The sequence below is a fragment of the Defluviimonas sp. D31 genome, assembly GCF_033436765.1.
Classification (GTDB): domain Bacteria; phylum Pseudomonadota; class Alphaproteobacteria; order Rhodobacterales; family Rhodobacteraceae; genus Albidovulum.
In genome coordinates, this window is the sequence record NZ_JAWQFN010000028.1 from 1 (window position 1) to 10,487 (window position 10,487).

Annotated in this window: 13 protein-coding genes and 4 pseudogenes; 13 read left to right on the forward strand and 4 right to left on the reverse strand. The window is 63.1% G+C overall.

The genetic code is table 11. The annotated features are described in order from the left end of the window. Both R5H32_RS19995 and R5H32_RS20000 read left to right on the forward strand, forming a co-directional pair. Positions 1 to 83, forward strand: a pseudogene (locus R5H32_RS19995) (IS5/IS1182 family transposase); the annotation flags it as partial. Positions 84 to 102: 19 nt separating this feature from the next. Continuing rightward, positions 103 to 489, forward strand: a pseudogene (locus R5H32_RS20000) (DDE-type integrase/transposase/recombinase); the annotation flags it as partial. A gap of 340 nt (positions 490 to 829) precedes the next feature. Here R5H32_RS20000 and R5H32_RS20005 read toward each other — a convergent pair. The 3 genes from R5H32_RS20005 to R5H32_RS20015 form a co-directional block, all read right to left on the reverse strand. Next, positions 830 to 1,480, reverse strand: a complete 651-nt coding sequence (locus tag R5H32_RS20005; protein ID WP_318340421.1) for a winged helix-turn-helix domain-containing protein — start codon at positions 1,478 to 1,480, stop codon at positions 830 to 832. Positions 1,481 to 1,542: 62 nt separating this feature from the next. Beyond that, positions 1,543 to 1,788 carry a hypothetical protein gene (locus R5H32_RS20010; RefSeq protein WP_318340422.1) on the reverse strand — a complete coding sequence of 82 codons (246 nt, stop codon included), beginning with the start codon at positions 1,786 to 1,788 and terminating at the stop codon, positions 1,543 to 1,545. Positions 1,789 to 1,991: 203 nt separating this feature from the next. After that, positions 1,992 to 2,126 (reverse strand): hypothetical protein, encoded by a 135-nt coding sequence (locus R5H32_RS20015; RefSeq protein WP_318340423.1) that lies wholly within the window; start codon positions 2,124 to 2,126, stop codon positions 1,992 to 1,994. A gap of 248 nt (positions 2,127 to 2,374) precedes the next feature. Here R5H32_RS20015 and R5H32_RS20020 point away from each other — a divergent pair, with 248 nt between their 5' ends. The 5 genes from R5H32_RS20020 to R5H32_RS20040 all read left to right on the forward strand — a co-directional run bounded on the left by R5H32_RS20020 (position 2,375) and on the right by R5H32_RS20040 (position 6,831). Further along, positions 2,375 to 3,241, forward strand: a complete 867-nt coding sequence (locus R5H32_RS20020; RefSeq protein ID WP_318340424.1) for a LysR family transcriptional regulator — start codon at positions 2,375 to 2,377, stop codon at positions 3,239 to 3,241. Positions 3,242 to 3,435: 194 nt separating this feature from the next. Continuing rightward, on the forward strand, positions 3,436 to 4,017 hold the full coding sequence (locus tag R5H32_RS20025) for an OsmC family protein (protein ID WP_318340425.1): 582 nt from the start codon (positions 3,436 to 3,438) through the stop codon (positions 4,015 to 4,017). Positions 4,018 to 4,079: 62 nt separating this feature from the next. Beyond that, entirely contained in the window at positions 4,080 to 4,244 is a 165-nt protein-coding gene (locus R5H32_RS20030; protein WP_318340426.1) for a hypothetical protein, read from the forward strand. A gap of 175 nt (positions 4,245 to 4,419) precedes the next feature. Then, a complete protein-coding gene (locus tag R5H32_RS20035; protein WP_318340427.1) occupies positions 4,420 to 5,664 on the forward strand; it encodes an NAD(P)/FAD-dependent oxidoreductase in 1,245 nt (414 codons plus the stop codon). A gap of 9 nt (positions 5,665 to 5,673) precedes the next feature. Beyond that, a complete protein-coding gene (locus tag R5H32_RS20040) occupies positions 5,674 to 6,831 on the forward strand; it encodes an NAD(P)/FAD-dependent oxidoreductase (protein WP_318340428.1) in 1,158 nt (385 codons plus the stop codon). A gap of 124 nt (positions 6,832 to 6,955) precedes the next feature. On the opposite strand, the gene R5H32_RS20045 is transcribed toward R5H32_RS20040, so the two are convergent. After that, positions 6,956 to 7,105, reverse strand: coding sequence for a hypothetical protein (locus R5H32_RS20045; RefSeq protein WP_318340429.1), 150 nt, complete (start codon positions 7,103 to 7,105; stop codon positions 6,956 to 6,958). Between the two features lie 11 nt (positions 7,106 to 7,116). Between R5H32_RS20045 and R5H32_RS20050 the strand changes: the two genes are divergently transcribed. From R5H32_RS20050 to R5H32_RS20075, 6 genes and pseudogenes are all read left to right on the forward strand, one after another. After that, entirely contained in the window at positions 7,117 to 7,299 is a 183-nt protein-coding gene (locus R5H32_RS20050) for a hypothetical protein (RefSeq protein ID WP_318340430.1), read from the forward strand. Positions 7,300 to 7,428: 129 nt separating this feature from the next. Continuing rightward, a complete protein-coding gene (locus tag R5H32_RS20055) occupies positions 7,429 to 7,587 on the forward strand; it encodes a hypothetical protein (protein ID WP_318340431.1) in 159 nt (52 codons plus the stop codon). A 95-nt stretch (positions 7,588 to 7,682) separates the two neighbouring features. Continuing rightward, positions 7,683 to 8,720, forward strand: a pseudogene (gene cysK, locus R5H32_RS20060) (cysteine synthase A); the annotation flags it as partial. A 108-nt stretch (positions 8,721 to 8,828) separates the two neighbouring features. After that, complete coding sequence (locus R5H32_RS20065) at positions 8,829 to 9,179, forward strand: glutaredoxin domain-containing protein (RefSeq protein WP_318340433.1); 351 nt, start codon at positions 8,829 to 8,831, stop codon at positions 9,177 to 9,179. 20 nt (positions 9,180 to 9,199) lie between these two features. Beyond that, a complete protein-coding gene (locus R5H32_RS20070; RefSeq protein WP_318340432.1) occupies positions 9,200 to 10,123 on the forward strand; it encodes an MFS transporter in 924 nt (307 codons plus the stop codon). A gap of 39 nt (positions 10,124 to 10,162) precedes the next feature. After that, a pseudogene (locus tag R5H32_RS20075) lies at positions 10,163 to 10,487 on the forward strand (hypothetical protein); the annotation flags it as partial.

A 10,487-nucleotide genomic window follows, 5' to 3' on the forward strand; every position in this document is an offset into this window, starting at 1 on the left:
GCGTTGCAACCCGCTACGATCGATGCCCAAAGGTCTTCCTGTCCGCCGTCGCCCTCGCCGCAACCGTCATGTTCTGGCTTTGAAAATCAATGAGTCTGGAGCCTAGAGAGCTTCGTGACAAAGACGCGGGACAAGAAGTCGGCATTGAAATTCCTCAAGAAATCAATGAAGCGCTATGGTCGACCGCACATTTTCGTCACCGACAAACTGCGCTCCTATAGCGCCGCATTGAAGGAGGTCGGTGCGACCGACCGCCAGGCAACTGGTCGCTGGCTCAACAATCGGGCGGAGAATTCGCACCTCCCATCCCGACGACGAGAACGGGCGATGCAGCGGTTTCGGAGGATGCGAAGTCTGCAGATGTTCGCGTCCGTCCACGCCTCGGCCGTCAATCATTTCAGTCAGGAACGCCACCTCTATTCGCGACAAAACTTCAAGCTCAACCGCGCCGCCGCTCTCGCCGAGTGGCGCGGCCTCGGCGCGTCATAAGGGACAGCGANTCATTTCAGTCAGGAACGCCACCTCTATTCGCGACAAAACTTCAAGCTCAACCGCGCCGCCGCTCTCGCCGAGTGGCGCGGCCTCGGCGCGTCATAAGGGACAGCGACCCTGCCCTTGTGGAGACGGGTTCGAATTGGTCTGACACCACCCGGCCGGGGCCCATGTGGCGCTCAAGGCGTTTCTAAAAAGCATCTTTGTTGGCTGAACCTCATGGTTTTGAACCGCGACGTACCGCTTCTTTGGCAAGTTCGGCGCCTCGAATCAAAACGGGGGGAACTTTGGAGTCCCCCCGCCGTGTTTCGGTGCCTTGCTTGATGAGGTGCGCAGATCACGCGGGATCGTAGATGTACCCGATGCCGCGAACCGTGCGAATGGCCTCGGGCTTCTGGGGATTGCGCTCGATCTTTTTTCGGATGCGCGAAATTCGGATATCGATGGACCGGTCGAACGGCTCCCATGATCGGTCATGCGCGCCCTCGAGTATCTGGTCGCGGTTCAAGACCCGGCCACGATTCTCGGCTAATAGCTTGAGCAGCCGGAACTCCATCGCCGTCAAAGGCACTTCCGCGCCTTCGGAGTCGACCAGCTTCGCGGCATCTACATGCAGCCAAGTCTTGCCGAAGGGGTAGATCCGCTCGGTCTCGGATGCCTTGAGTGGCACGGCATCGGCCGCACCCGTCGTCGGGGCGAGCGCATCGATCAACATGCTTACCAAGGACACATCCGGAGCACCAAGGGAATCTTCGGTCGAGGTTACCACGGAGCGAAGATGCTTCCGGTCACCCGCGCTCGCGCGCTTGAGCTTGGTAACGCGCCCTTCGGTCGGGGCGGCAGCTGCCGCTGTCTGCCCCTGGAAGGACGTGATGTCGACATGCTTGGCGACCATGCTCATAAGCGCGATGAAGGAGCCGACGTCGATCTGGACGGCCGGCGCTTGACCGGAATTGGAATGTTCGTATGCCAGGGAGGTGGCAGGCATGTTTTGTTCCTCTTCAATCTTCCGGGAGTGCGCGTGAACCGCGCTTCCCGCGTTTCCTGAGATCAGACACGCGGGAAGCGCAGGTGCGCGTTGAGCGAAGCCGCGTTGGTCTGACCTCGAGTGAGCCCAATGTCCCGGAGCACATGGTCGCCGAGGCTGATCATCTCGGCGTCGCCGATCCGCCCGGCGCGGGTTTCGGCGCGAGCGTTCCTTGTCGCCGAAATACTCCTGATGGTGGCGCGCATCCTGTCGAATAAGATGGCGATGTAACCGGTGCGGCTCTCCCGCGAGGCGTCAAGCCTGTCCATCGCGGTGGCGGCGGGTACGCCGCCCGGCGTTCGGTCTAAGGTTCGGACCGATGCCGGCCGTTTCGGGAGCGCAAGCGGTAGTCTGGCCCCGCTTGTGGGCGCAACCATGGCGTGGGAAGCGTTCAGCGCGACGGGCACAGTATCCTGCCGCGAAATAGTAGCATTCAAAGGTGCGTTCATAGTGACGTTTCCTTCTTTTCAGGTCACACGTCGAGCGTGACCGCCCGTTGAGAGCGGAGCCGCCCGAAATCGGGCCGGTCCGGTATCCAGAGGTGGTTGGTGGCGCGGCCGACATGGATCGGCGTGAACACAAGCAACGCGCGCCACCGGAATGCCATGAGACCGAACAGATCCGCTCCGGCCCATGCGTTAGACACAAACCAATTACTTAGAGCTGAAAAGCTCTTTGTGTTATGTATTCGGTCAGATCGTCCTTGTTTGGTTCTGTCGCTTCGCTCCGATCCCAATTTCAGGGGTTCGACTTGTTACAGGTTGACTGGCCTCTGATCGGAACGTGGGCAATTTTTTATTGATCGATGCGTCAATATCAAACGAATTGTTCGCATACACCCAATAAGGATTGCTAATGGACTTGGAGCTCTATCGCACGTTCCTCGCCATAGCCGATTCCGGTGGTTTCACATCTGCGGCCGAAATCGTCGGTCGAACCCAGTCGGCAGTAAGCCAACAGATCAAGCGGCTGGAGGACGCCTTCGGACAGCCACTTGTCGACCGGTCGGCAACGCCGGTCAGCCTCACGGAATACGGGAAGTCGCTGCTGCGTCCGGCGCGAGAGATCGTGGATATGCACGATGAGGCAATGGCCATGTTCCGGCGCACGGCCTTCGAGGGGGTCGTCGTCGTCGGGGTGGCGGATGCCTATGTGAACCGAATTCTCAAAGACGTACTGATAGAGTTCAGGAACCTCCTGCCACAGGGCACTATAAGCATCGTGATCGACGGTTCGCTCGATCTGTCGCGGCGGATCGCCAACGGATCGGTCGATCTGGCCTTCGTGACCGAGGGCAACTGCCCCACCCGCGGACCCGTGGCGTTCACCGACCGGCTCGTCGTGGTGGGGCCGTCTGCGGTCAACCTGAGCAAGGTCGATCCGCTGCCCGTCGCGGTCTGGGACGAGCGCAACCAGGACGAGTTACCGCTTGTCGCGGCGCTTGAAGCCATGGGCCGGCACTATCGGCCGGTCTGCGTGTGCCGCAGCGTCCATGCCCAGCATCAGGCGGTCACAGCAAATCTCTGCGTCGCCGTCCTGGTCGAGGGCAGCATGGTCGAAGGCGAGCGCGCCTATCTGGAAGAGGACGGTTTCCCGGTTATGAAGCACCTGAACATCAGGCTAGAGCGGTCCTACGCGAAGCGCTCGCATGTCATCGACCGGCTGGAGAAACACTATCTCGACTTCTTCGCCAGGCTGAGTGCCGACGCAGCGGAAAAGTAGACAAGATCCAGGTCACCGCGGCGCGTGCCGGCATTGGGGCAGCGCCGTAATAATTGCGCGGGCGCAATCATTCAAACCCGAAACCATTGAAACATGTCACGCAATTCGCCTGAAACATGGCGGCCGTAGGTCTTCTGTCCATCGGGCGAAGGGTTCGTCCGCGCAAACCTACACGAATGACAGGAGACCAGATCATGACAACCGCAACAGTCAACAAGCCCGCCAAGGTCGCGATAAACGGCGTCGACGTGCCGACCTTCGTCGCCACGCTCGGAGTCGTTGGCAAGTCGCCCGACATCGCGAAGTTCACGTTCCGCGCCAATGGCGAATGGCTTTCGGGAACGCATTCCCGCACCAGCTTCTCGGGCTTCTTCGGCGCAATGTCCGAAATGGAGCACAAGGACACCTACAGCATCGACGGCGATCACCCTCAGGTGCTGTGCGGCGGCGACAATGGCGCGACGCCGGTCGAGATGCTGCTCGCGGGGCTGTCCGCCTGCATCACCGCAGGCATCGGCAACATCGCCTCGATCCGCCAGGTCAAGCTTCACTCGGTCGAAACCGCGATCGAAGGCGACATCAACCTCAAAGGCATTCTCGGCCTCGACAAGACCGTGCGGAACGGCTTCTCGGGAATCCGCGCCACCTTCAAGATCAAGGGTGACGCGTCCGACGAGGTGCTTGAGCAGATCGTGCACCAGTCGGTTGCCCGTTCGGCCGTCTTCGACGTGCTGACGAACGGCGTGCCAGTCACCGTTGCCGCAATCGCGAACTGAAAACGGGTTGGCCGGCACCTGGTGTGCCTGCCTCCCACTCCCCTGACAGGAGGAGAAGAACCATGTGGAAGACACGCAAGATGGAGGGCTGCGAAAACGGCTCTGCCCTGATGGACAGCAAGGAGGCGATCCGCGCCTTCATCGCCTGGTGGAACGAAAAGAGCGACTTGCCATTCGAGGACGGCCTGGACGAGGCCGAGCCCTCGGCCCAAGGAATGGCCGCCTGAGATCAGACCAGCCACCTCACGAGGACGCCCGCTGGCTACCCTCCTCCGGACGTTTTTGTGCACGGCGCAAGAACATCGCGTCTTGTAAACAATTGAAACCCTTTCCTCCGCCGCCCGCAGTTCGCCTGAAACACGCGCGCGGCAAGGAAGGCCAGCAAAACAACGGAAACACGACATGGCGCTTCGCGTGGACACAGTTATCATTGGGGCGGGCCAGGCCGGATTGGCGCTTAGCCATTGCCTGACCGAAAAGGGCATCGACCACGTCGTACTGGAACGCGGCCGTGTGGGTGAGCGCTGGCTCTCGGAGCGCTGGCCGGAGCTGAGGCTCCTGTCGCCCAACTTCATGACCCGCCTCCCCGGCCTCGACGCACTGCCCGCCCCCGAGGGGTTCATGCGAGCGGGCGAGTTTGCCGGACTTCTGGACGCCTATGGGCGCGGCTCCGCGGCGCCGATCCGGACGTCGTGCGAGGTGCTGTCGGTCATGCGGGCGGGCGGGCGCTTCCTGGTTCGCACGGCTGGTGACGACTTTTCTGCCCGCGCCGTCGTAGTGGCGACCGGCGCGTGTGATGAGCCGGCGATCCCCCCCTGGGCCGAGCAGCTGCCAAGCAGCATCCGTCAGGTTACGACCCGCAACTATACCGGGCCTGACACGCTCGACGAGGGTGCCGTTCTCATCGTCGGCGCTTCCGCCACGGGCGTACAGTTCGCCAAGGAGATCCGCGCGTCGGGCCGGCCGGTCACGATCGCGGTCGGACGTCATGTCCGCTCGCCGCGCCGCTACCGGGGGCGAGACCTCTTCGACTGGCTCGACCGCACCGGATTTCTCTATGAACCGCGCGACCCGATGGTCTCTGACGGGCGGTCGGCGCTGCCGTCGTTCCAGTTGACCGGCAGCGATGGCGGGCAGGAGATCGGCCTCGATCGGCTGAAGGCGCTCGGGGTCAACATCGCCGGCCGAGCGTTGGGCGCGTCGTCGGGAACCGTGCGTTTCGCCGATTCCCTGCGAGAGGCCGTCGACGCCGCTGAAGCGCGGCGGCACCGGCTTCTTTCCATGATCGACCAATACATATCCGAGATGGGTTTCCACGCGCCGCAATGTCTCGAAGCGTCGAAACCGCAACCGGACATCGGCGACGGACCGACCGAGCTGAACTTGCGGGACGCAGGTATCAAGACCGTGGTGTGGGCCACCGGGTTCCGCCGTTCCTATCCCTGGCTGCGGCTGCCGGTGTTCGGCCCGCGGGGCGACATCCTTCAGGTCGGCGGCCTCACGCCGGAGCCTGGGTTGTTCACACTGGGCCTGCCGTTCATGCGCCAAAGGAGTTCGGCCTTCATCTACGGAACAGGCCGGGACGCCGGGGCGATCGCCGAACGCGTCGCGGCGCATCTGAGCATTTCACGAAGCATTGCAGCATGAGAGGAAGATATGATCCGAAATATCAGAGATAACTCGTATGACGTCATCGTCGTCGGCGCCCGCTGCGCCGGCGCCTCAACCGCCATGCTGCTCGCGAGGCGTGGCGCCAGGGTGGTTGTCGTCGACCATGACCAACCCGGGACCGACACGATGTCGACCCACGCTCTCATGCGCGCCGGCGTGTTCCAGCTGCGCAAATGGGGTCTTCTCCACGCCATCATCGGTGCGGGAACGCCCGCAGTGCGGCGGACGAGCTTCATCTATGACGGCGAGGTGCTCGACATCGACCTCAAGGATGAAGACGGGATAGCCTCCCTCTATGCGCCGCGCCGCACGCTCCTGGATGCCACGCTTGCCAATGCGGCAGCGGTCGCCGGCGCCGAACTTCGCTACGGTACCGGATTCGTTGGGTTCGTCACCGACGATTTGGGGCGGGCAATCGGCGCGAAGGTCCAGACCCCCGCGGGTGTCATCGAGGAGTTGCACGCCCCTATCGTGATCGGGGCGGACGGCCGCCGGTCGACGGTCGCGCGGGCGGCGGGTGCGCGAGTGATGCGAACGGCGCAGAACACCATTTCCTGCCTCTACCAATATGTGCGCGGCCTGCCCAACCGAGGCTACCGTTGGCATTTCGCGCCCGGCGCCGCAGGCGGTGTGATCCCTACCAATGAGGGGCTTTCCTGCGTCTTCGTCGGGTTGCCGCCCGAGGCGCAGGCCGAATTGCGAAAGGCCGGCCCGCTGAACCTGCAGCAGATCGCCAGCCGCTTCGTGCCTGCACTGGCTGACGATCTTGCTGGGGTTCAGCCGACAGGTGTTCCTGTCCTATTTTCCGGCCTTCCCGGATTCTTCCGTCAGTCGGCGGGGCCGGGCTGGGCGCTCGTTGGCGATGCCGGTTATTTCCGTGATCCGATCAGCGCGCATGGCATAACAGACGCTCTCCGCGACGCCGAGATCCTGGCGGATGCGGTCATAGCAGGCACAGTAGCCGATTATCCCGCGCTACGGGATTCGCTGTCGTCCGATTTCTTCGCCCTGACCGACCGGCTGGCGGGGCTCGACGGTACGATGGGTGAGGTGCAGAACATCCACCGTGCCCTCAACCGAACCATGAAGGCGAACCAACGCTGGGTTGCCGGCTCCAGTCGGGATCTACCGAAGGCAGCGTGATCGGTGCCTCGCAAATAAAAACCCGCCTTCGGGCGGGTTTTTCTTATCCCACGCCCCACACAAAAAAAGACCCGCCGGCCAAGGGCGGGTCAGTCGGGGATAGGCGTACAACGGGAGCGGGTCGTCAGGGACGATAGGCGCGGCGCGCATCGTGATCGACGCGGAGGCCGATGTCGTTTGCGATGTGGTTCGGCAGGTCATTGATCATGCGGTAGTTGCGCCGCTCTTCCCGCAAGCGGGACAGCGATTGGTACAGATCATTGATGGCTTTCATCTGATGGCTCCTTGATCGGTTTCGATGCAACCGTTCTAGCCGGCCAACTTTTCCAAGTGATGTCGCGCAAAGGCGATATTGGTTTCACTTGCTTCGGTTCTGCATTCTCCGCCGAAACTGCTGAAACACGGGGCGCGCCCGAAGCGCACGGCGTCGCCCTCAACTCATTGCCGCGCATACGGCATTCGGACTGAAACAATTGAAGCTTCACAACGGATCGCGTGAAAACACGCTGAAACGCCGATAGTACACCTTGGCGGCATCAACTTCGCAGTGGATGCCAACATGACCTTGCCTCCGAAACGACCGCCACCGTCCGCCAAATGTCGACGGCGCCCCTGCGTGATGCCGTGGCGGCCAACCCTGATGTCGCGGACGAGCCGTTCCTTATCGTTCCAGACACGGCTCCTGTCTTCGCCCATACCGACATGGCGCAAGCCGCCGATCCCGGCGCCGAGATCATTGGGTTCTGCAGTCCGTAGCCGCGCCGGCGCACACAGACCCCCTAGCGATGCCGCAGGCGCTGCCACGGCTGCCGTTTTCCAATCCCACAGCTCCGTTTCTTCAAGGAATTGACATGAGCAATCGCCGTTTAAACATTCTCCACACCATCGGCGACACGCCGACGGTCCGGATCAACAACCTCGCGCCGGAGGGCATCGAACTCTACGTCAAGCTTGAAGCCTTCAATCCGATGGGGTCGGTCAAGGACCGCCTCGCGCTCGGCATCATCGAGACCGCGGAGCGCGACGGAACGCTGAAGCCCGGCCAGACCATCATCGAGGCCACTTCGGGCAACACCGGAATTGGTCTGGCGATGGTCTGCGCTGCCAAGGGCTATCCCCTGGTCGTCACCATGGCCGAGAGCTTTTCGGTCGAGCGGCGCAAGCTCATGCGCTTTCTCGGCGCGAAGGTCATCCTGACACCCGCCTCCGAAAAGGGCTCCGGCATGATCGCCAAGGCGCGCGAACTGGCCGACAAGCATGGCTGGTTCCTCTGCCGCCAGTTCGAGAACGAGGCCGGGCCGGACATCCATTCCCGCACGACGGCCGAGGAGATCCTGCGCGACTTCAGCGATGCACCGCTGGACTATTTCGTGTCGGGCCTCGGCACCGGCGGCACGATGAAGGGGGTCGCGCGCGTCCTCAAGACAAAGAGCCCGACGACACGGATCATTGCCGCGGAACCCGACAACGCGCCGATCCTCGCCTCTGGCATCCCTCAGAGTTACGCGGAAGACGGCAGCCCGGCCGCGAGCCACCCGGCCTTCCGCCCGCACCTTGTGCAGGGCTGGACGCCGGACTTCATCCCCAAACTCGCGAACGACGCGATGATGGCGAAGCACATCGACGAGATCCAGCCCGTGCCGGGCGATGACGCATTGAAATGCGCGCAGGATCTCGCACGCGCGGAGGGCATCCTCTGTGGAACCTCGGGAGGTGCCACCTTCGCCGCCGCTCTGGAAGTTGCACGCCGCGCGCCGAAAGGTTCGCGCATCCTTGCCATGCTGCCGGACACCGGCGAGCGCTACCTCTCCACCCCACTCTTCGCTCATATCGGCGAGGTGATGGATGATGAGGAGGCCATAATCGCCGCCTCGACGCCGCGCTTCCGCTTCGATGCCGCGGCCACGCCTGCCCCTAAGCCGGGACTGGCGGAACCGTCCGAAGAGGCCGTCGCCCATCTCGAGGAACTGATCTCCGACCCTGATGACCCGGTCGTGATGTTCGCTCTCGAATGGTGCGAGTTCAGCTGGTCGGTCCGCAAGCTCTTTGCCGCGGCGGGCATCGCCTACCGTTCGGTCGATCTCGATTGTCCATCCTACCGCGAGAACGACCGGGGCGGCGCTTTGCGGCAAGCACTGGCCAAGAAAACCGGCGCGGCCACGATCCCGCAGGTCTTCGTCGCCGGCCGCCATATCGGCGGTGCCACGGAGACGTTCGATGTCTTCAATGACGGAACGCTGCGTCGGCTACTGGCCGATGTCGGGCGAGACGTCGACACCGCCGCCGTCGGTAACGCCTATGGGTTCCTCCCCGCCTGGCTGCATCCACGCAAGCCGAAGGCGGCCTAACAGAAAACATAGGACCGCACATGTTTCGCAGCCTCCAATCCCGCCCCGCCTATCGCTGGATCATCGTCGCCGCTGCCTCGGTTATGCTTGCCGTGGTAATGGGCCAGCTCGTCAACGGCCTCTCGGCCTTCTTTGCCCCGCTTGAAGCCGAGTTCGGCTGGAGTCGGGGCGACATCGCGCTCGTCAACACCGCCGGGCTGATCGGTATCGCGCTCGGCGGGGTCGTAATGGGCTTCGCCGCCGACCGGTTCAACATGCGCACGGTGATCGTGATCGGCGCGATCATGACTGGCCTCGGTTTTGTTGCGGCGTCGCGGGCAGACGCGCTCTGGCAGCTTTATGCGATCTTGTTCTTGACCGGCGCGCTTGGCGGCGGGGCGACCTTCGCGCCGCTCTTTGCCCTGGTGGGAAGCTGGTTCCACGCCCGGGCCGGGCTTGCCATCGGCACCGCCTCGGCTGGTCAGGCGATCGGACAGGGCGGCGTTCCCTTCGCCAATACGCTCATGATCGAGACCTTCGGCTGGCGCGGCGCGTTTCTGGGCTACGGTCTTTTTGCCTTGGCGGCACTCGTGCCGCTCGCACTCCTCATGCGCATGCCCGCACCTCGACCGAGGATCGTCCCGGCGGCGGTCAGCGCCGCGGCGGGCACGGCTCTGCCGCTTCCGACGGCGATCGTCTTGATGAGCGCGGCGGTCCTCCTCTGCTGCAGCCTCATGTCGGTGCCGCTGATGCATCTGATGCCCCTGATCCAGGGCTGCGGCATTCCTGCGCCAGAGGCGGGAAGCGTGGTCTTCGTGATGATGGTCGCGGCCATCGCGGGACGGGTCGCGTTCGGCAGGCTTGCCGACATGATCGGCGCAATCCCCGCCTATCTCGCCGCTTCTGCCTGGCAGACCGCATTGGTGTTCCTCTTCACGCGGATCGGGGATCTGACGCTGCTATAAGTATTCGCGCCGATCTATGGATTCGGCTATGCCGGCGTCATGACCGGGGTTCTGACCACGATCCGCTTCCTAACGCCCACGTCCGCGCGGGCGGGTGCGACGGGACTGATCCTCGCCTTTGCATGGGCCGGACACGGAATAGGCGGCTATGCCGGCGGGCTGCTCTTCGACCTGACGGGGACCTACGACTTGACCTTCCTGGCCGCCGCAGCGGCGGGAGCGGTCAACCTCGCGATTGTCGCGGCGCTGTTTCTTGTGGTGATGTCAGACCAATTCGAACTCGTCTTCGCTAATCGGGTTGCATATGTGAAGTCCTTCAGGCGGCTTGACCGCGCTGGCATCTGTGTCCCGGCAGGGTTCACTC